This window comes from Mycobacterium sp. 852014-50255_SCH5639931 (assembly GCF_001665605.1).
Classification (GTDB): domain Bacteria; phylum Actinomycetota; class Actinomycetes; order Mycobacteriales; family Mycobacteriaceae; genus Mycobacterium; species Mycobacterium paraffinicum.
In genome coordinates this window covers 50,369-70,453 of the sequence record NZ_LZSV01000029.1, presented here as the reverse complement: position 1 = coordinate 70,453, position 20,085 = coordinate 50,369, and the positions used below count along the sequence as shown (strand labels likewise).

At 68.3% G+C, this 20,085-nt stretch carries 19 protein-coding genes, 1 tRNA gene and 1 pseudogene; 18 read left to right on the top strand and 3 right to left on the bottom strand.

Features of this window, described 5'->3' with window-relative positions; genetic code table 11:
• Positions 1–7: 7 nt before the first annotated feature.
• The 3 genes and pseudogenes from lipE to A5758_RS25825 all read left to right on the top strand — a co-directional run.
• On the top strand, positions 8–1,243 hold the full coding sequence (gene lipE, locus A5758_RS16850; RefSeq protein WP_067742152.1) for a lipase LipE: 1,236 nt from the start codon (positions 8–10) through the stop codon (positions 1,241–1,243).
• 29 nt (positions 1,244–1,272) lie between these two features.
• Entirely contained in the window at positions 1,273–1,464 is a 192-nt protein-coding gene (locus A5758_RS16845) for a hypothetical protein (RefSeq protein WP_055405523.1), read from the top strand.
• A 60-nt stretch (positions 1,465–1,524) separates the two neighbouring features.
• Positions 1,525–1,647: pseudogene (locus A5758_RS25825) on the top strand (hypothetical protein); the annotation flags it as partial.
• 6 nt (positions 1,648–1,653) lie between these two features.
• Here the strand turns inward: A5758_RS25825 and A5758_RS16840 are convergent.
• Positions 1,654–1,740, bottom strand: a tRNA-Ser gene (locus A5758_RS16840).
• 37 nt (positions 1,741–1,777) lie between these two features.
• Between A5758_RS16840 and A5758_RS16835 the strand changes: the two genes are divergently transcribed.
• Positions 1,778–2,746, top strand: coding sequence for an NAD(P)H-quinone oxidoreductase (locus A5758_RS16835; protein ID WP_067742410.1), 969 nt, complete (start codon positions 1,778–1,780; stop codon positions 2,744–2,746).
• A 14-nt stretch (positions 2,747–2,760) separates the two neighbouring features.
• Here the strand turns inward: A5758_RS16835 and A5758_RS16830 are convergent, their stop codons facing one another.
• Positions 2,761–3,957 (bottom strand): cysteine desulfurase-like protein, encoded by a 1,197-nt coding sequence (locus tag A5758_RS16830; RefSeq protein WP_067202614.1) that lies wholly within the window; start codon positions 3,955–3,957, stop codon positions 2,761–2,763.
• A gap of 126 nt (positions 3,958–4,083) precedes the next feature.
• Here A5758_RS16830 and A5758_RS16825 point away from each other — a divergent pair, with 126 nt between their 5' ends.
• From A5758_RS16825 to A5758_RS16805, 5 genes are read left to right on the top strand one after another with little or no spacing between them, the layout of a single operon-like run.
• On the top strand, positions 4,084–6,057 hold the full coding sequence (locus tag A5758_RS16825) for a DUF6541 family protein (RefSeq protein WP_067742149.1): 1,974 nt from the start codon (positions 4,084–4,086) through the stop codon (positions 6,055–6,057).
• Between the two features lie 21 nt (positions 6,058–6,078).
• Positions 6,079–6,585: a bacterial proteasome activator family protein gene (locus A5758_RS16820; RefSeq protein ID WP_067202620.1), complete on the top strand. Its 507-nt coding sequence runs from the start codon at positions 6,079–6,081 to the stop codon at positions 6,583–6,585.
• Between the two features lie 10 nt (positions 6,586–6,595).
• Positions 6,596–7,435, top strand: a complete 840-nt coding sequence (locus A5758_RS16815; protein ID WP_067742146.1) for an ABC transporter ATP-binding protein — start codon at positions 6,596–6,598, stop codon at positions 7,433–7,435.
• Complete coding sequence (locus tag A5758_RS16810; protein WP_067742143.1) at positions 7,428–8,342, top strand: glycosyltransferase; 915 nt, start codon at positions 7,428–7,430, stop codon at positions 8,340–8,342. Before A5758_RS16815 ends, A5758_RS16810 begins: the two co-directional genes overlap by 8 nt.
• A complete protein-coding gene (locus A5758_RS16805) occupies positions 8,339–9,169 on the top strand; it encodes an ABC transporter permease (protein ID WP_067742140.1) in 831 nt (276 codons plus the stop codon). Before A5758_RS16810 ends, A5758_RS16805 begins: the two co-directional genes overlap by 4 nt.
• A 54-nt stretch (positions 9,170–9,223) precedes the next feature.
• On the opposite strand, the gene A5758_RS16800 is transcribed toward A5758_RS16805, so the two are convergent.
• Entirely contained in the window at positions 9,224–9,589 is a 366-nt protein-coding gene (locus tag A5758_RS16800) for a DUF732 domain-containing protein (RefSeq protein WP_067742137.1), read from the bottom strand.
• An 89-nt stretch (positions 9,590–9,678) separates the two neighbouring features.
• On the opposite strand from A5758_RS16800, the gene A5758_RS16795 reads away from it, so the two are divergent.
• The 9 genes from A5758_RS16795 (at position 9,679) to A5758_RS16755 (ending at position 20,072) form a co-directional block, all read left to right on the top strand.
• A complete protein-coding gene (locus A5758_RS16795; protein ID WP_082939729.1) occupies positions 9,679–10,200 on the top strand; it encodes a 6-carboxytetrahydropterin synthase in 522 nt (173 codons plus the stop codon).
• A gap of 43 nt (positions 10,201–10,243) precedes the next feature.
• Positions 10,244–10,459 (top strand): hypothetical protein, encoded by a 216-nt coding sequence (locus tag A5758_RS16790; RefSeq protein WP_082939741.1) that lies wholly within the window; start codon positions 10,244–10,246, stop codon positions 10,457–10,459.
• 59 nt (positions 10,460–10,518) lie between these two features.
• Positions 10,519–11,658: a flotillin family protein gene (locus A5758_RS16785; RefSeq protein ID WP_067202638.1), complete on the top strand. Its 1,140-nt coding sequence runs from the start codon at positions 10,519–10,521 to the stop codon at positions 11,656–11,658.
• Between the two features lie 96 nt (positions 11,659–11,754).
• Entirely contained in the window at positions 11,755–12,234 is a 480-nt protein-coding gene (locus tag A5758_RS16780; protein ID WP_066953603.1) for a GreA/GreB family elongation factor, read from the top strand.
• Positions 12,235–12,286: 52 nt separating this feature from the next.
• The gene (locus A5758_RS16775; protein WP_067742132.1) at positions 12,287–12,715 is read left to right on the top strand and encodes a GtrA family protein; all 429 of its coding nucleotides are present in this window, start codon (positions 12,287–12,289) and stop codon (positions 12,713–12,715) included.
• A gap of 32 nt (positions 12,716–12,747) precedes the next feature.
• Positions 12,748–14,139 carry an FAD-binding oxidoreductase gene (locus A5758_RS16770; RefSeq protein WP_067742129.1) on the top strand — a complete coding sequence of 464 codons (1,392 nt, stop codon included), beginning with the start codon at positions 12,748–12,750 and terminating at the stop codon, positions 14,137–14,139.
• A 10-nt stretch (positions 14,140–14,149) separates the two neighbouring features.
• Complete coding sequence (locus A5758_RS16765; RefSeq protein ID WP_067742126.1) at positions 14,150–14,914, top strand: decaprenylphospho-beta-D-erythro-pentofuranosid-2-ulose 2-reductase; 765 nt, start codon at positions 14,150–14,152, stop codon at positions 14,912–14,914.
• Between the two features lie 2 nt (positions 14,915–14,916).
• Positions 14,917–16,797: a galactan 5-O-arabinofuranosyltransferase gene (locus A5758_RS16760; RefSeq protein ID WP_067742123.1), complete on the top strand. Its 1,881-nt coding sequence runs from the start codon at positions 14,917–14,919 to the stop codon at positions 16,795–16,797.
• Positions 16,794–20,072, top strand: a complete 3,279-nt coding sequence (locus A5758_RS16755) for an arabinosyltransferase domain-containing protein (RefSeq protein ID WP_067742120.1) — start codon at positions 16,794–16,796, stop codon at positions 20,070–20,072. Before A5758_RS16760 ends, A5758_RS16755 begins: the two co-directional genes overlap by 4 nt.
• The last annotated feature ends 13 nt before the right edge of the window (positions 20,073–20,085 follow it).

Genomic DNA, 20,085 nt, shown 5'->3' with positions numbered 1-20,085 from the left:
CGCTGAGGTGACACCAGACGGCAGAATCCGCGTCCCGGCCGACCTGGACGCCGTGACGACGATCGGCGACGAAGACCACTCGGAAATCGACAGCGCCGCGGTCGAGCGGATCTGGGGGGCCGCCCGGCACTGGTATCAGGGCGGCTTCCACCCCGCCATCCAGCTGTGCATTCGCCAGCACGGGCGCGTGGTGCTCAACCGCGCGATCGGCCACGGCTGGGGCAACGCGCCGAGCGACCCGCCCGACGCCGAGAAGATCCCCGTCACTCCGGACACGCCGTTCTGCGTCTACTCGGCGGCCAAGGGAATGGCGGCGACCGTGGTGCACATGCTCGTCGAGCGTGGCGTGTTCTCACTCGATGACCGCGTCTGCGACTACATCCCCACCTTCACCAGTCACGGCAAGCATCGGATCACCATCCGGCACGTCATGACCCACAGCGCCGGACTTCCGTTCCCGACCGGGCCCAAGCCGGACGTCAAACGCGCGGACGACCACGAGTACGCGCAGCAAAAGCTGGGCGAGCTGCGCCCCCTCTACCGGCCGGGGCTGGTGCATATCTACCACGCGCTGACCTGGGGCCCGCTCGTGCGCGAGATCGTTTATGCGGCCACCGGCAAGGAGATTCGCGAGATCCTCGCCACGGAGATCCTCGACCCGCTCGCCTTCCGGTGGACCAACTTCGGTGTCGCCAAGGAGGACCTGCCCCTGGTCGCGCCGAGCCACGCGACCGGCCGCCCGTTGCCGCCGGTCGTCGCGCAGATCTTCCGCAAGGCGATCGGCGGGACCGTGCACGAGATGATCCCGATCACCAACACCCCGATGTTTCTCACCACGATCATCCCGTCGTCCAACACGGTGTCGACCGCACACGAAATGTCGCGGTTCGCCGAAATCTGGCGTCGCGGTGGAAATCTCGACGGCGTCCGGGTGATGAGCCCGGAGACGATGTACGGCGCGATCAAGGAATGCCGGCGATTGCGACCGGATTTCGCGGTCGGGCTGCAACCTGCGCGGTGGGGCATCGGTTTCATCCTCGGAACGAACCGGTGGGGGCCGTTCGGGCTCAACTCGCCACACGCGTTCGGCAATCTCGGCCTGGTCAACATCGCGATCTGGGCCGACCCGGCGCGCGGCCTGGCCGCCGGCGTGGTCAGCAGCGGCAAGCCCGGGCGCGACCCGGAAGCCAAGCGCTACACCGCCCTGATGGACACGATCACCGCCGAGATCCCCACCGGTTGAGGGCGCCCGGCGGTGGGAACACTGCCGCCATGGCTACCTACCGAGTGCTCAACCCCAAGGGCGACGTCGTCGCGACGAAGGACATCGAAAGCGCCGATAAGGCGCACGCGTGGTTCGCCGATGAGGCGGTCGAAGGCAACGAATTGGGCTGGCGCATGGAAGTCGAAGCCGACGGCGAATGGCGCTTCTTCGACGACAGCGAAGGCGATCGCAGCTACTAGTGTTTGCGGCCCGCGTCTCGGGCAACCAGGGACATGGACTCTGAACGCTTCCGCAAGCTGCTGCCGCTGTTCGCGATCGCGGTCGGGGCGTCGCTGGTGCGCACCGACGAGCGGATCGCCCCGGCCGACGGTGTGGGTGCGCTGCTTCGCTACGCGCCGACGCTGCACCAGCCCGCCGGCTGAGACCTGCGGTGGCGGAGGGATTTGAACCCCCGGACGGTGTTAGCCGTCTCTCGCTTTCAAGGCGAGTGCATTAGGCCGCTCTGCCACGCCACCACGAGTAAGGGTAACGGGGGTCGGTAGCGTGGCCACCATGCGCGCCATCGTCGCCGAATCCCCCGATCAGCTGTCCTGGCAAGACGTCCCGGACGTTTCCGCCGGGCCCGGCGAGGTGCTGATCAAGGTCACCGCGGCGGGCGTGAACCGCGCCGACCTGCTGCAGGCCGCCGGCAAATACCCACCGCCGCCCGGCGCCAGCGACATCATCGGCATGGAGGTGTCGGGCGTCGTCGCCGAAACCGGCGAGGGCGTCACGGATTGGCCAGTGGGACAAGAGGTTTGCGCCCTGCTGGCCGGCGGCGGATACGCCGAGTACGTTGCCGTTCCCGCCGGTCAGGTGATGCCGATTCCCTCTCGTGTCGGCCTCGTCGACGCGGCCGGGCTGCCGGAAGTGGCCTGCACGGTGTGGTCCAACCTGGTGCTGACCGCCCACCTCGGGAAGGGGCAGCTGCTGCTGGTGCACGGCGGCGCCAGCGGGATCGGAAGCCACGCGATCCAGGTTGCGCGGGCGCTGGGCGCCCGGGTGGCCGTCACGGCCGGGTCGGCGGAGAAGCTGGAATTCTGCCGCGAGCTGGGCGCCGAGATCACCATCAACTACCGCGACGAGGACTTCGTCGAGCGGCTCCAGCAAAGCGGCGGCGCCGACGTGATCCTGGACATCATGGGCGCCGCCTACCTGGATCGCAATATCGACGCCCTGGCGACGGACGGACAGCTGGTCATCATCGGCATGCAGGGCGGCATCAAGGGCGAGCTCAACATCGCCAAGCTGCTCGGCAAGCGCGCGCGGGTCATCGGCACCACGCTGCGCGCCCGACCGGTGACCGGTCCGAACAGCAAGACGGAGATCGTGCAGGCGGTGATCGGCTCCGTATGGCCGATGATCGCCGAGGGCCGCGTCCGGCCGATCATCGGCGCCCGCATGCCCATCCAGCAGGCCGGGGAGGCGCACCAACAGCTGACGTCGAGCAAGGTGACCGGGAAGATCGTGCTGACGATCTAGCGGCCCCGAAAGGCTCAGCCCAGGGACGCCAGTGCGCGGACCAACTGGTCCACCTCGGCCGTCGTCGAATAATGCGCCAGCCCGACGGTCACCGCGCCGCCGATGTCGTTGACGCCCAGCACGTCGAGCGCGCGGGAATTCTCGTTGGTGACGGCCAGGATCCCGTTGTCCGCCAGCCGCTGCACCACCCGCTCGGCGGGCACGCCGTTCAAGGCGAAGCTGACCACGGGGATCCGCACCTCCGGACGGCCAATCACCATGACCAACGGCAACGACCGCAACGACACCATCAGGTAATCGAAGATCCGGTTCAGGTAGAGGCTGGCCGATTGCATCGACACCGACAGGCGTTCGCGGCGGCTACCGCGGGCGGACTCGTCGAGTGCGGCCAGGTACTCGATGCTGGCGACCACCCCGGCGAGCAGACCGAACTGGTGCGCGCCGATTTCCAGGCGCGCCGCACCGGTCGCCTTGGGGTCCGTCGAGATGGAGCTGAACGAATTGAGCAGCGCCGGATCGCGGAACACCACCGCGCCGATCGGTGGACCGCCCCACGCCAGGGCGTTCACCGCCACCACGTCGGCGTCGCTCTCCTTCACGTCGAGCAACCGGTACGGCGCCGCCGCGGAATGGTCGACCACGACCAGCCCGCCCACGTCGTGCACCAGCTTGGTCATGGCCCGCAGGTCGGTGACCGTGCCCAGGGTCCCGGACGCGGACGCGACGGCCACCAGCCTGGTCGACTTCCCGATCAGACCCTCCCACTGCCAGGTCGGCAGCTCGCCGGTCTCGATGTCGATCTCGGCCCACTTCACCTTGGCGCCGTAGCGGTGCGCCGCCCGCAGCCAGGGGGCGATGTTGGCCTCGTCGTCGAGGCGGCTGACGACCACCTCGTAGCCCAGCCCGGCGCGCGACGAGGACGCCTCGGCCAGCGCCGACAACAGGATGGCGCGGTCGGCGCCGAGCACCACACCCGCCGGGTCGACGTTGAACAGGTCAGCCACCGCCGCCCGCGCCGCCTCCAGGATGGCGGCGCTGCGCTGCGCGGACGGGTGAGCGCCCGCCGTGGTGGCGCTGGACCTTCGGAACGCCGTCGAAACGGTGGTCGCGACGGAATCCGGGATGAGCATCCCGGCCGGCGCGTCGAAGTGCACCCACCCGTCACCCAGCGACGGATGCAGTCCGCGCACCCGGGCGACGTCGTAAGCCATGCCAGCCACCTTAGAGCTTGCGCATTTCCGCGAAACTGTGACGTAGCGGGTGCCCGAACGCTCAAGCCGTTCCAGCCGGCCGGTGGCTTCGGAGAGGCGGGACACCCGGCCAGCCATAATAGTCCAGTGAGCCTCTGGTTCGGAACGCTGATCGCATTGTTTTTGCTGATAGCGCCCGGGGCGATCATCGCGCGAATCAGCCAGCTGAGTTGGCCTGTCGCTGTCGCGGTGGGCCCGGCGCTGACCTACGGTGCGATCGCGCTGGCGATCATCCCGTTCGGTGCGGTCGGAATCCCGTGGAACGGCTGGACCGCGCTGGCGACGCTGGTCGTGGTGTGTCTGGTGATGACGGTCCTGCAGCTGCTGGTCGGCCGCTACCGCGACACCGAGGCCGAAGCCCGCGGGATCGGCCGTTGGCCGGCGGTGACGGTGGCGGCCGGGGTGCTGCTCGGGTCGCTGCTCATCATGTGGGCGGCGTACCGCGGTTTGGCCGCCCATTGGCAGACCATCCCCAGCACCTGGGACGCGGTCTGGCACGCAAACGAGGTGCGGTTCATCCTCGACACCGGGCAGGCGTCGTCGACGCACATGGGCGAGCTGCGCAACGTCGAAACGCACCAGACGCTGTACTACCCGTCGGTGTTCCACGCGTGGGTGGCGGTGTTCTGCCAACTCACCGGGGCCGCGCCCACCACCGGCTACACGCTGAGCTCGGTGGCGGCCTCGGTGTGGCTGTTCCCGACCAGCGCGGCGATGCTGGCCTGGCGGCTGCTGCGCGGCACCTGGTGTGAGTGGCGCACCGCCGCCGCGGCCGCGACCACCGCCGCGCTGTCGGCGTCGTTCACCGCCCTCCCCTACGTCGAGTTCGGCGTCGCCGCGATGCCCAACCTGGCGGCCTACGGGGTCGTCGTTCCGACGTTCGTGCTGATCGCCTCGACGCTGCGGCACCGCGACCGCATCCCGGTGGCGGTGCTGGCCTTCGTGGGGGTGATGTCGGTCCACCTGACCGGCGGGTTCATCGTCGTGCTGTTCATGGTGGCCTGGTGGTTGCTGGACGTGCTGTGGCGTCCGGTGCGCGGCCGGGTCGCCGATGTCGTGACGCTCGCCGGCGTGACGACGGCCACCGGGCTGATCCTGTTGCCACAGTTCATCAGCGTGCGGCAGCAGGAAGACATCATCGCCGGGCACTCGTTCCTGACCCACCTCAGCAAGAAGCGGGGCCTGCTCGACGCCGTCTTCCAGCACACGCGCCATCTCAACGACTTCCCGTACCAGTACGGGCTCATATCGCTGGCGATCCTCGGCGGGATCATCTTCGCCTACAAGAGGATCTGGTGGCCGCTGGCGGTCTGGCTGCTGTTGGCGGTGGTGGACGTCGACGCGGGAACACCGCTGGGCGGCCCGCTCGGCGCGGTAGCCGGTGCGTTCGGAGAGTTCTTCTACAAGGACCCGCGCCGGATCTCGGCGGCCATCACTCTGCTGCTGCAACCGATGGCCGGCGTCGCATTGTTCGTGATCGTCGCGGGAGCGGTCGCCGGGGCCAAGCGCGTCGCCGACCGGTCCAAGCCGTTACCCGCGCCGGTCTGGACCGCGGCCACGGCCGTCCTGCTGCTGGCGACGACGGTATTCACCGCCCGCCACTACTTCTATCGACACCTGGTCCTGTTCGGCGACAAGTACGACTCGGTGATGATCGACCAACGCGACCTGATGGCGATGGCCTACCTGGCCACGCTTCCGGGCGCGCACACCACCGTGATCGGCAATGCCAACACCGACGGCACCGCGTGGATGTACGCCGTCGCCGACCTGCACCCGCTGTGGACCCACTACGACTACCCCCAGCAAATGGGGCCCGGACCCAACCGGTACATCTTCTGGGCCGGCGCCCGCAAGGGAGAGTCCGATCCGCGGGTGGTCGAGGCGATTAAAGCGCTCAATATCCGGTACATCTACACCAGCACGCCGACGGTCCGGGGCTTCGCCGTGCCCGACGGACTAGTGTCACTGGATAAATCGAAGTCGTGGGCGCTGATCTACGACAATGGTGGAGCCCGAATCTACGAATGGCGCGGAAACGGCGCGGCGCCGCACTCTTAGTCCGCAAAGGATGGTGATGGATTGACTACCCGCAACGACGACGATGGCATCGAGATCATCGGCGGCGGCGACCCGCGGATCACGGCGGTAACGGAGGACGACTCCGACGAGCGCTCCCTGACCGATCTGGTTGAGCAGCCCGCCAAGGTGATGCGCATCGGGACGATGATCAAGCAACTGCTCGAGGAGGTGCGCGCCGCCCCGCTCGACGAGGCCAGCCGCAACCGCCTGCGCGAAATCCACGCGACGAGCATCCGCGAACTGGAAGAGGGCCTGGCGCCGGAACTCCGCGAAGAGCTCGACCGCCTCACCCTGCCGTTCAACGAGGACGCGGCGCCCTCCGACGCGGAATTGCGCATCGCCCAGGCCCAGTTGGTCGGTTGGCTGGAGGGGCTGTTCCACGGCATCCAGACGGCGCTGTTCGCCCAGCAGATGGCCGCCCGCGCGCAGCTGGAGAACATGCGCCAGGGCGCGCTGCCCCCCGGCGTCGGCAAGCCGGGCGCGTCCGGGCACGGCCAGTACCTGTAAGCGAAACACGGTGGCAGGTCCGCACATCGAGACGCACAACGCGTGGGTGGAATTCCCCATTTTCGACGCGAAGTCGCGCTCCCTGAAGAAAGCCTTCCTGGGCAAGGCGGGCGGCACGATCGGCCGCAACAGCTCCAACGTGGTGGTCGTCGAGGCGTTGCGCGACATCACCATGTCGCTCGAGTTGGGCGATCGAGTCGGCCTGGTCGGTCACAACGGGGCCGGGAAATCGACTCTGCTGCGCCTGCTTTCGGGCATCTACGAACCCACCAGGGGCTGGGCGAAGGTCACCGGCCGGGTCGCACCGGTCTTCGATCTGGGTGTCGGCATGGACCCGGAGATCTCCGGTTACGAGAACATCATCATCCGCGGGCTGTTCCTCGGGCAGACCCGCAAGCAGATGCTGGCCAAGGTGGACGAGATCGCCGAGTTCACCGAGCTCGGTGACTACTTGTCGATGCCGCTGCGCACCTACTCCACCGGCATGCGGGTACGGCTCGCGATGGGCGTCGTCACCAGCATCGACCCGGAGATACTGCTGCTCGACGAAGGCATCGGCGCGGTGGACGCCGACTTCCTGAAGAAGGCGCAGTCGCGACTGCAGGGCCTGGTGGAGCGGTCCGGAATCCTGGTGTTCGCCAGCCATTCCAACGAATTCCTGGCCCGGTTGTGCAAGACCGCGATGTGGATCGACCACGGAGTCATTCGCCAGGCGGGCGACATCGAAGACGTGGTGCGCGCCTACGAGGGCGAGGACGCGGCCCGCCACGTGCGCGAAGTACTGGAGGAGACCCGCCTGCACGGCCGTACCGACGAACCGCTGGCGCAGAGCGCATCCGGGGATGAGTGAATCCATCATCGCCGTCCTGGTCACGCACCGGCGCGCCGACGAACTCGCCAAGTCGCTGGACGTGCTCAGCGCGCAGACCCGGCCGCCGGATCAGCTGATCGTCGTCGACAACGACGGCGGCGCGGACGCCCGAATCCGCGAACTGGTTGACGCCCAACCGATCTCGACGACCTACCTGCCCTCCCGCCGAAATCTCGGCGGTGCGGGCGGTTTCGCGCTCGGCATGCTGCACGCGCTGGCGCAGGGCGCCGACTGGGTGTGGCTGGCCGACGACGACGGTCGCCCGCAGGACTCCCGGGTGCTGGCCACGCTCCTGGCCTGCGCCGAGAAGCACGGCCTGGCCGAAGTATCGCCGATGGTGTGCAACTCCGAAGACCCGGAACGGCTGGCGTTCCCGTTGCGCCGTGGCCTGGTATGGCGCAGGCGCACAAGCGAATTGCGCAGCGAAACGGGACAGGACCTGTTACCAGGGATCGCGTCGCTGTTCAACGGCGCGCTGTTCCGGGCGTCCGCCCTGGATGCGGTCGGCGTCCCGGACATGCGGCTGTTCATCCGCGGCGACGAGGTGGAGTTGCACCGCAGGCTGGTTCGGTCCGGCCTGCCATTCGGCACCTGCCTGGACGCGATCTACTTGCATCCGTGCGGATCCGACGAGTTCCGCCCCATTCTGGGCGGCCGCATGCACACCCAGTATCCCGACAATCCGACGAAGCGGTTCTACACCTACCGCAACCGCGGCTACCTGCTGTCACAGCCGGGCCTGCGCAAGCTGCTGGTCCAGGAGTGGGTTCGGTTCGGCTGGTACTTCCTGATCACCCGCCGCGACCCCAAGGGGCTGGCCGAGTGGATTCGGTTGCGCCGCTTGGGGCGTCGGGAGCAGTTCGGCAAACCGGGAGGCTCCACTTGACATTCATCGACGCCGCCGCCCAGTCGCGGACCTTCACCCGCGCCCGGGGCGATCTGGTCGCCGGCTTCCGTCGGCACGAGTTGTGGCTGCACCTGGGCTGGCAGGACATCAAGCAGCGTTATCGCCGCTCCGTCCTGGGGCCGTTCTGGATCACCATCGCGACCGGCACCACCGCCGTCGCCATGGGTGGCCTGTACTCCAAGCTGTTCCACCTCGAGCTCTCCGTGCACCTGCCGTACGTCACGCTCGGGCTGATCATCTGGAATCTGATCAACGCGGCCATCCTCGAGGGCGCCGACGTCTTCGTCGCCAACGAGGGGCTGATCAAGCAGTTGCCGACGCCCCTGTCGGTGCACGTCTATCGGCTGGTGTGGCGGCAGATCATCTTGTTCGCGCACAACATCGTCATCTACGCCGTCATCGCGGTCATCTATCCCAAGGCGTGGTCGTGGGCGGATCTGTCGGTGCTCCCGGCGCTGGGTCTGATCGTCCTCAATTGCATATGGGTGTCACTGTGTTTCGGCATCCTGGCGACCCGCTACCGCGACATCGGCCCCCTGCTGTTCTCCGTAGTGCAGTTGCTGTTCTTCATGACGCCGATCATCTGGAACGACGACACGTTGCGGCAGCAGGGCGCGGGGCGCTGGTCGAAGATCGTCGAGCTCAATCCGCTGCTGCACTATCTCGACATCGTTCGCGCCCCGCTGCTGGGCGCCCATCAGGAGCTGCGGCACTGGGCCGTGGTCGGGGTGCTCACGGTCGTCGGCTGGGTTTTGGCGGCGTTCGCGATGCGGCAGTACCGCGCCCGGGTGCCGTACTGGGTTTAGCCCGGCGACGGTGCGCCGGGCACGCGGCGTGAGGAGCCGGGCAATCGATGTAGCTCACATCAGCGGGGGCAGCGGATTCAGCCAGTCCAACGAACCGTCGGTCTGCCCTTTGTATTGCGGGCAATAGGCCGACACGGAAGCGCCGACGAAGAACCCGGCTTGTCGCGCCGAGAGGTTGGCCTCTTTCATCACCTTCATCGCCAGGACGCTCGATCGTTGGTTCTTGTCGAGTCCGGCGCACACACTCCGGGCCATCGCGATCGCGTTGCCCGGGTCGTTCAGCACGATCCCGTTATCCGCAAGGGCCCCCAAGAAGGCGTCGTCGGGTGGGTCCGCCGACGCCGGGGCCGCGGAGAACAGGGCGGCAACAAACAGCAGAGCCGCCATCGGTGGCGCCGACTGCCTACGACCGGCGTACATAGCTACCACGATAGGCACCGGCCGCGATCGGGGACGGCTCCAAGAATTCTTTGAGGATCCCGCAAGGCGTGCCCCGGAGGCTGGGGCCCATGCGCAACACCATCTTCGTCGACGGCGACCGCGTGGCCACCATGCACCGCGCCGACGCGCCACTGGGCCGCACGGCCAGGTTCCACCTGCGCAGGTTGTTCGACAACCTGCCCTGCTGCCATCGCTCGTGGGCCAATCAAGGCAAACGCTTCTTCCTGCACGGCTACGAGCGGGCCTTCGACATCGAGTTCGCCTGTGCCGAAACCGAAGCCGGCACCGACGCGGTGATCGACGAGGGCACCCTCGACGAGGTCAGGGCGGCACTGCGCGACCAGTTCGACCACACCACGCTGATCGCGGTCGACGACCCGCAGCGCGATCTGTTCGAGCTGCTGGCCGACCGCGGGGTCATCGACCTACGGATCATGGACGACACCGGGATGGCGGGCACGGCCGCCTGGACGTTCGAAACGGTCGAAGCCATCGTCGGGCTGGCGACCGGTGGCCGGGTCTGGGTGTCCCGGATAAAGGCCCGGGAGAGCCGTAACAACGTCGTCACCCTCACGGCGGGGCCCGTTTAGACGAAACACGACGCCCGCATTGCCGATGCGGGAGTATGCGTTCGTGAGCGACGCCGCGGCAATCGGCTGTGTTGGGACGTTGACCGTGGCAACCCGCGGGGACCGTGGCGCCGGCGAGGTGCTGGTCACCGTGCGGGGCGCCAAGGAGGCCTTCCTGGCGTGGTCCGACGACCCCCTGCCGAAGGGCGCCGAGGTGCTGGTGGTCGAAGTCAGGGGCACCCGGACGGTGGTCGTCGAGCCCTGGCAGGGCCTCGCCTGATCCGAATTGACCGCCCGGATCGCCCGAGATACAACAGCGAAACCCGAAAAGGAGTCCCCATGCTCGGTTACAAGGTGCCCGCCCCCGACGAGGCGATGCTCATCTCCGGTGCCCGCACCAAAAGCAATGCCCCGTTCCGCGTCGTGACCGGCCACGGCGCGTTCATCCTGCCGGTCTTCCGCAAGGCCCGATTCCTGACGCTGGCCATGTGCGAGGCCGAGGTCGCCGAGAAGTGCGTGACCCAACAGGGCATCACCCTCAACGTCCGCGCGGTGATCGCCTTCAAGGTCGGCAACGACACCGAGAGCATCATCAGTGCGGCACAACGATTCCTGTCCGAGCAGGACCAGATGTCCGTGCTGACCGGCCGGATCTTCGCCGGACACCTGCGCTCGATCATCGGGTCGATGACCGTCGAGGAGATCATCCGGGAGCGCCAGAAACTGGCGACCGAGGTCCTCGACGGGTCCAAGGAAGAGATGGCCCGCATCGGGCTGACCGTCGACGCCCTGCAGATCCAGTCCATCGACGACGACGGGCTGGGCTACATCGACGCCATGTCGGCACCGCACAACGCCGCGATCCAGCAGCAGGCGCAGATCGCGCAGGCGCAGGCCAATCAGCTGGCCGCCGAAGCCGAGCAGGAGTCCCAGCGCAAGCAGGCCGAATTCGCCCGCCAAACCGCCATCGTCAAGGCGCAGTACAAGGCCGAGGTGGACAAGGCTCAGGCGGAGGCCGCACAGGCCGGGCCGCTCGCCGAGGCCGAGGCCCAGCGCGAGGTGCTGCAGATGCGCACCGAACTGGCCCAGCGCGCCGCCGAGCTGCGCCAGCAGGAACTGGTCGCCGAGGTGGTCAAACCCGCCGAGGCCGAGGCCGAACGCGTCCGGATCCTGGCGGTCGCCGACGCGGAGAAGATGAAGATCCAGGCGGAGGCGGCGGCGTCGCACAACCGGGTGGCGCTGGACAAAGCGCTCATCGACCAGCTGCCCGAGATCGTGGAGAAGGCGGCCCGGGGGCTCGCCAACGCCAACGTGACCGTGCTCAACGGCGCCGAAGGGCTGACCGAGGTGGCCAGCGGCCTGGTCGCGCAGGGCAGGGCCATCTTCGAGGCCCTGCGGGGCACCGTCGACTACTACGAGGACGAGGACGGCGCACCGCCGCTCACCACGAACTCCGACTCCGGCTCCACCAGCCGCTGAGTGGGACCCGCCGCTTACCCGATAATGGTGGCGGCCGCCTCGTCGTGGTGCGACACTGGAACGCCACTTGAGCAACTGGGCGAAAGGTCCACCGACGTGAGCAAAAAGGTCCAATCAGCGGCGGATGCGGCGCGGGCGAACCTGGCCGCTGAGCTGGAGCGGCTACGGCAGCGGCGGGACCGCCTGGAGGTCGAGGTCAGGAACGACCGCGGCATGGTGGGCGATCACGGCGACGCGGCCGAGGCGATTCAGCGCGCCGAGGAGCTGGTGGGGCTCAGCGATCGGATCAATGAGCTGGACCGGCGCATGCGGACCGGGCCGTCGCGGCCCGACGCATCGGAAACGCTGCCGGGTGGCACCGAGGTGACCCTGCGGTTCTCCGATGGAGAAGTGGTCACCATGCACGTGATCTCCATCGTCGAAGAGACGCCGGTCGGCCGGGAAGGCGAAACGCTGACGGCGCGCAGCCCCCTGGCTCAGGCCCTGGCCGGACACAAGGCGGGCGACACGGTGACCTACTCGACCCCGCAGGGCGAGGATCAGGTCGAGCTGATATCGGTCAAACTGCCCCGTTAACTCCTCCCGCCGGGTCCCGGGATGCCCCGGCGGCCCCGTTAAACTCCCCCCAATGGTTGCCCCGCTGCCCGACGCCGCGCCGCCGAGCCCGCAGTTGAGTCTGACGACACAGGTGACGCGGTTCGTCGTCACCGGCGGGCTGGCGGGGATCGTGGACTTCGGCCTGTACCTGGCGCTGTACAAGGCCGTCGGAGTCCAGGTCGACCTGGCCAAGGCCAGCAGCTTCGTCGTCGGCACCATCACCGCCTATCTGATCAACCGCCGGTGGACGTTCCAGGCGGCCCCGAGCACCGCGCGGTTCGTCGCGGTCATGGTTCTGTACGGCATCACCTTCGCCGTGCAGGTCGGGCTCAACCATCTGTGCCTTGCGCTAATGCACTACCGCGGGTGGGCGATACCCCTCGCGTTCGTGATCGCGCAGGGCACCGCGACGGTGATCAACTTCGTCGTGCAGCGGGCGGTAATCTTCCGCATCCGCTGAGCCGACGTTCGCAAGCGGTACCCTCTTTGACGATGTTGAGCACCGATGTTCCGACCACCACCACCCGGCTGACCGGCTTCGGCCGCACCGCGCCGTCGGTGGCCGAGGTGCTTTCGACCCGCGACCCCGAGGTGATCGCCAAGGCCGTCGCCCGGGTAGCCGAATCGGGCGGCCCCAACGGCCGGGGCGTCATCGCGCGCGGGCTGGGCCGGTCCTACGGCGACAATGCCCAAAACGGCGGCGGCCTGGTGATCGACATGACGGGCCTCAACCGGATCCACTCGATCAGCGCCGACACCCGGCTGGTCGACGTCGACGCGGGCGTCAGCCTGGACCAGCTGATGAAGGCGGCGCTCCCGTTCGGGCTGTGGGTTCCGGTGCTGCCGGGCACCCGTCAGGTCACCGTCGGCGGCGCGATCGCCTGCGACATCCACGGCAAGAACCATCACAGCGCGGGCAGCTTCGGCAACCACGTGCGCTCGATGGACCTGCTCATGGCCGACGGCACCGTGCGCACCCTCACCCCCGACGGTGACGACGCCGAGCTGTTCTGGGTCACTGTGGGCGGCAACGGCCTGACCGGGATCGTCCTGCGCGCGACCATCGAGATGACGCCCACCGAGACGGCCTATTTCGTCGCCGACGGGGTGGCCACCAAGGACCTCGACGAAACGGTCGCCGTGCACCTCGACGGCAGCGAGGCCAATTACACCTACTCCAGCGCCTGGTTCGACCTGATCAGTCCGCCCCCCAAGCTCGGCCGGGCCGCCGTCAGCCGCGGCAGCCTGGCGAAGCTGGACCAACTGCCCGAGAAGCTTGCCAGGAACCCGCTGAAATTCGATGCGCCACAACTGTTGACGGTGCCGAACGTATTTCCCGTCAGCGCGATGAACAAGCTGTCCTTCATGGCGATCGGCGAGGTGTACTACCGGCTGGGCGGCAACTACACCGGCAAGATCATGAACCTGTCGCAGTTCTACCACATGCTCGACCTGGTCAGTGGTTGGAACAACGCCTACGGCCCAATGGGTTTCGCGCAACACCAGTTCCTCGTCCCACCGGACGCGATGGACGAGTTCAAGGCCATCATCCGCTGGATCCAGACCCGCGGCCACTACTCGGCACTGAACGTGTTCAAACTGTTCGGGCCGGGCAACCGCGCGCCGCTGAGTTTCCCGATGGCCGGCTGGAACGTCGCGATGGACTTCCCCAACAAGCCGGGTATCAACGAGTTCCTCAACGAACTCGATCGGCGCGTACTGGAATTCGGCGGCCGGGTTTACACCGCCAAGGATTCCCGCGCGAGCGCCGAGACCTTCCACGCCATGTACCCGCGCATCGACGAGTGGATCGCGGTGCGCCGCAAGGTGGATCCCGCCGGGGTGTTCGCCTCGGACATGGCCCGACGTTTGGAGTTGTTGTAATGGTGCGCCAATGGTTTTAGATGCCGTGGGAAATCCGCAGACCATCCTGCTGCTCGGCGGGACCTCCGAGATCGGGCTGGCCATCTGTGAGCGCTACCTGCAGAACGCGCATGCCCGCATCGTGCTGGCCGCCATGCCCGATGACCCGGGCCGCGACGCCGCCGTCGCCCAGATGAAGGCGGCGGGCGCGCGGTCGGTGGAGATGATCGACTTCGAAGCCACCGACCCCGACAGTCATCCGAAGACGATCGAGGCGGCCTTCGCCCACGGTGACGTCGACGTGGCGATCGTCGCCTTCGGCATCCTCGGTGACGCCGAAGAGCTGTGGCAGGACCAGCGCAAGGCCGTCTTGGCCGCCGAAATCAATTACACCGCCGCCGTTTCGGTGGGCGTACTGCTCGGCGAGAAGATGCGTGCCCAGGGCTTCGGCCAGATCATCGCGATGAGCTCGGCCGCCGGGGAAAGGGTGCGGCGATCCAACTTCGTCTACGGCTCCACCAAGGCGGGGTTGGACGGCTTCTATCTGGGGCTCGGAGAAGCGTTGCGCGAGTACGGCGTTCGCGTCCTGGTTATCCGCCCGGGTCAGGTTCGTACCCGGATGAGCGCGCACGTCAAGGAAGCGCCGCTGACCGTGGACAAGGAGTATGTCGCCAACCTCGCCGTGACCGCCGCCGCAAAAGGTAAGGAATTGGTTTGGGCGCCAGCAGCATTCCGCTACGTGATGATGGTGTTGCGACACATCCCGCGGAGCGTCTTCCGCAAGCTGCCAATCTGATCATGCGCAACGCGCTGGCCAGCCTGGGCCAGATGGCGGTCGCGGTGGCGGTGGCCGTCGCGATCGCGGTGGTCTCGCTGGCCGCCATCTCCCGCGTGCAGTGGCCGGCCTTCCCGTCGTCCAACCAGCTGCACGCGCTGACCACCGTGGGGCAGGTCGGCTGCCTGGCCGGTCTGGTCGCCGTGGGCTGGGCATGGGGGCGCTCCGGCAGGTTTCGGTGGCTCGCGCAGCTGGGCGGGCTGGTGTTCGTGTCCGCGTTCACCGTCGTGACGTTGGGCATGCCGCTGGGCGCGACCAAGCTGTACCTGTTCGGCATCTCCGTCGACCAGCAGTTCCGCACCGAATACCTGACCCGGCTCGCCGACAGCCCCGCCCTGCGCGACATGACCTACATCGGGCTGCCGCCGTTCTACCCCCCGGGCTGGTTCTGGATCGGCGGGCGCGCCGCGGCGCTGAGCGGCACACCGGCCTGGGAGGTCTACAAGCCGTGGGCCGTCACCTCGATCACGATCGCGGTGGCCGTCGCCCTGGTGCTGTGGTGGCGGATGGTCCGCTTCGAGTACGCGCTGATCGTCACCACCGCGACGGCGGCGGCGACGCTCGCCTACGGCTCGCCCGAGCCCTACGCGGCCATGATCACCGTGCTGCTGCCGCCGGTGCTGGTGCTGACCTGGTCGGGTCTGCGCGGCGGCGAGCGCAACGGCGGCTGGGCCGCCGTGGTTGGTGCGGGCCTATTCCTCGGCTGGACGGCCACCTGGTACTCGCTGCTGCTGGCCTTCAGCGCGTTCACGGTGTTGCTCATGGCGCTACTGCTGACCGGTGCGCGCTGGCGGCGCGGCGGCTTCGGGGCCGCGCTCGACCCGCTGCGCCGGCTGGCCCTCATCGCGGTCATCGCCGCGGCGATCGCGAGCACCACGTGGCTGCCGTTCCTGTTGCGGGCGCTCCGCAGCCCGGTCAGCAATTCCGGCAGCGCCTTTCACTACCTACCGGCCGACGGCGCCGTGCTGACCTTCCCCATGCTGCAGTTCTCCCTGCTCGGCGCGGTCTGCCTGCTGGGCGCGCTCTGGTTGGTGGTGCGGGCCGGTTCCTCGGTGCGGGCGGGGGCCCTCGCCATCGGGGTGCTGGCGGTCTATTTGTGGTCGCTGCTGTCGATGCTGACCACGCTGGCGCGCACCACGCTGCTGTCCTTCCGGCTGCAGCCGACGTTGACCGTGCTGTTGGTGGCCGCCGGGGCGTTCGGCTTCGTCGAGGCCGTCGGGGCGCTGTCCGCGCGCGGGCGGGCCGTCCTGCCCGTCGCCGGCGCCGTGGGCCTGGCCGCCGCGATCGCGTTCAGCCAGGACATCCCCGACGTGCTGCGCCCGGATCTCACCATCGCCTACACCGACACCGACGGCAACGGCCAGCGCGGCGACCGCCGGCCGCCGAGTTCGGAGAAGTTCTACCCCGACATCGACCACGCCATCGCGACCGTGACCGGCAGGCCCCGCGACCAGACCGTCGTGATGACCGCCGACTACAGCTTCCTGTCCTTCTATCCCTATTGGGGATTCCAGGGGTTGACGTCGCACTACGCCAACCCGCTCGCGCAGTTCGATCTGCGGGCAGCCCAGATCAACAAGTGGTCCAAGCTCAAGTCGGCCGACGACCTCATCCACGCGCTCGACACCTGCCCCTGGCCACCGCCCACGGTGTTTCTCATGCGCCGCGGCGCGAACGGCAACTACACGCTGCGGCTCGCCGAGGACGTGTATCCCAACCAGCCCAACGTCCGTCGCTACACCGTCGACCTGCGGGCGGCCCTCTTCGACAGCCCGCAGTTCGTCGTGCACAGCGTCGGCCCGTTCGTGGTGGCCATCCGCAAGCCCCCGACAAGCCGCTCATGAGCACCGACACCTCGCCGCCCAGCGTCGAAGAACTAGCATCTACCACCGTGACCGACACGGGAGCGAACCACCGGATCACTCGGTTGGTTGCCACCGTCGCCGGGCTGCTCGGGGCCCTGCTGGCCATCGCCACCCCGCTGCTGCCGGTCAACCAGACCACCGCACAGCTCAACTGGCCGCAGAACGGCAACTTCGAGAGTGTCGACGCGCCGCTGATCGGCTACGTCGCCACCGACCTCAACGTGACCGTGCCGTGCCAGGCCGCCGCCGGGCTGGCCGGCCCGGCGAATACGGCGAAGACGGTGCTGTTGTCGACGGTGCCCAAGCAGGCCCCCAAGGCCGTCGACCGCGGGCTGCTGATCCAACGCGCCAACGACTACCTGGTGGTGGTGGTGCGCAACGTCGCGGTGGTGACCGCCCCGATGAACCAGGTGCTCAGCCCCGCCTGCCAGCGGTTGACCTTCACCGCGCACGCCGACCGCGTCACCGCCGAGTTCGTCGGGCTCACCCAGGGACCCAACACCGAGCATCCCGGCTCGCCGCTGCGCGGGGAGAAGAGCGGCTATGACTTCCGGCCCCAAATCGTCGGCGTCTTCACCGATCTGGCGGGGCCGGCGCCGCCGGGCCTGAGCTTCTCGGCAACCGTAGACACCCGCTACAGCAGCAGCCCCACCCAGCTCAAGATGGCCGCGATGATCCTCGGGGTCGTCCTGACCGCCGCCGCCCTGGTCGCGCTGCACCGGCTCGACACCGCCTTCGAAACCGCTGGGGCCACCCGGCATCGCCGCTTCCTGCCGTCGCGGTGGTGGTCGGTCGGCGGCCTGGACGCCCTGGTGATCGCCGTGCTGGTGTGGTGGCAGTTCGTCGGGGCCAATACGTCCGACGACGGCTACATCCTGACCATGGCCCGGGTTTCCGAGCACGCCGGCTACATGGCCAACTACTACCGTTGGTTCGGCACGCCGGAGGCCCCCTTCGGCTGGTACTACGACCTGCTGGCGTTGTGGGCCCACGTCAGCACCGCCAGCATCTGGATGCGGTTGCCCACCTTGGCCATGGCGCTGACGTGCTGGTGGGTCATCAGCCGAGAAGTCATGCCGCGCCTGGGTCACGCCGTGAAGCTGAACCGCGGTGCGGCGTGGACGGCCGCCGGCATGTTCCTGGCGGTGTGGCTGCCGCTCAACAACGGCCTGCGGCCCGAGCCGATCATCGCGTTGGGCATCCTGCTGACCTGGTGCTCGGTGGAACGCGCGGTGGCCACCAGCCGCCTGCTGCCGGTGGCGGTCGCCTGCATCATCGGTGCGCTGACGCTGTTTTCCGGGCCGACGGGTATCGCCTCGATCGGTGCGCTGCTCGTCGCGATCGGGCCGCTGCGGACCATCCTGCATCGCCGGTCCAAGCGGTTCGGCGCGCTGCCGCTGGTGGCGCCCCTGTTCGCCGCGGTCACCGTCACCGCCATCCTGATCTTCCGCGACCAGACCCTGGCCGGCGAGGTTCAGGCCAGCATGCTCAAGCGCGCCGTCGGGCCCAGCCTGAGCTGGTTCGACGAACACATCCGCTACGAGCGGCTGTTCATGGCCAGTCCCGATGGGTCGGTCGCCCGCCGCTTCGCCGTGCTGGCGCTGGTTTTGGCGCTCGGGATCACGGTCGCCATGTCGTTGCGCAAGGGCCGGATTCCGGGCACCGCCGCAGGGCCGAGCCGCCGCATCCTCGGGATCACCATCATCTCGTTCATCGCGATGATGTTCACTCCCACCAAGTGGACGCACCACTTCGGGGTGTTCGCCGGGCTGGCCGGGCCGCTGGGCGCGCTGGCCGCGATCGCCGTGACCTCCGTGGCGATGCGATCCCGGCGCAACCGCACCATGTTCGCCGCCGTCGTGCTGTTCCTGGTGGCCTTGTCCTTCGCCAGCGTCAACGGCTGGTGGTACGTGTCCAACTTCGGTGTGCCATGGTCGAATTCGTTCCCGGCGTGGCACTATGCCTTCGCCACCGCGCTGCTCGGGCTGACCGTCGTGGTGCTGCTGCTGGCGGCCTGGTTCCACTTCGTCTCGCTGAACGACGGGCCGCCCAAGACCCGGTACGGGGCGCGCATGGCCGGAATCGTCCAGTCCCCGTTGGCAATTGCGACGTGGGTGCTGGTGATGTTCGAGGTTGCGTCGCTGACCCTGGCGATGACCGACCAATACCCCGCGTGGACGGTCGGCCGCTCCAACCTCGAGGCGCTGACCGGCAAATCCTGCGGACTGGCCGAGGACGTGCTGGTGGAACAGGATCCCAACGCCGGCACCCTGTCGCCGGTGAGCGCCACCGCGGGCGACGCCCTGGGCGCGGGACTCTCGGAAGCCTTCACGCCCAACGGGATTCCCGCGGACGTCCGCGCCGACCCAGTGATGGAGCGTCCGGGTGACCGCAGCTTCATCAACGACGACAAGCTGGTCACCGGCGCCGAGGCCGGCACCGAGGGCGGCACCACTCCGGCGCCGGGAATCAACGGTTCGGTTGCCCAGCTGCCCTACAACCTCGATCCGTCGCGCACCCCCGTCCTGGGCAGCTGGCGTCCCGGCATCCAGGTGCCCGCCCACCTCCGATCAGGCTGGTACCGACTGCCCAGCCGCGACCAGGCACGGCCGCTGTTGGTGGTCAGCGCGGCCGGGCGCTTCGACCCCCGCGAGGTCCAGGTCCAGTGGGCCACCGATGACGAAGCGGCGCACGGACACCCCGGTGGGTCGTTCCAGCTCGCCGATGTGGGGGCCTCCCCGGCCTGGCGCAACTTGCGGTTGCCGTTGTCGGCCATCCCCACCGGCGCCACCCAGATCCGGTTGGTCGCCGACGACGAAGACCTGGCGCCGCAGCACTGGATCGCGCTCACACCGCCGCGGATTCCCCAGCTGCGCACGCTGCAGGACGTGGTGGGGTCGCGGGACCCGGTGTTCCTGGACTGGCTGGTCGGGCTGGCGTTCCCCTGCCAGCGGCCGTTCGGCCATCAGAACGGCGTCGACGAGACCCCGAAATGGCGCATCCTGCCGGACCGTTTCGGCGCCGAGGCCAATTCGCCGGTGATGGACAACAACGGCGGCGGACCGCTCGGCGTCACCGAGCTGCTGGTAAAGGCGACCACCATGGCCACCTACCTGAAGGACGACTGGTCGCGCGACTGGGGCTCGCTGCAACGGCTGACGCCCTACTACCCCAACGCCCAGCCCGCCGAACTCCAGCTGGGGACGGCAACGCGCAGCGGCCTCTGGAATCCCGCGCCCCTGCGCAAGACCTAGACAGCGAGGGAGG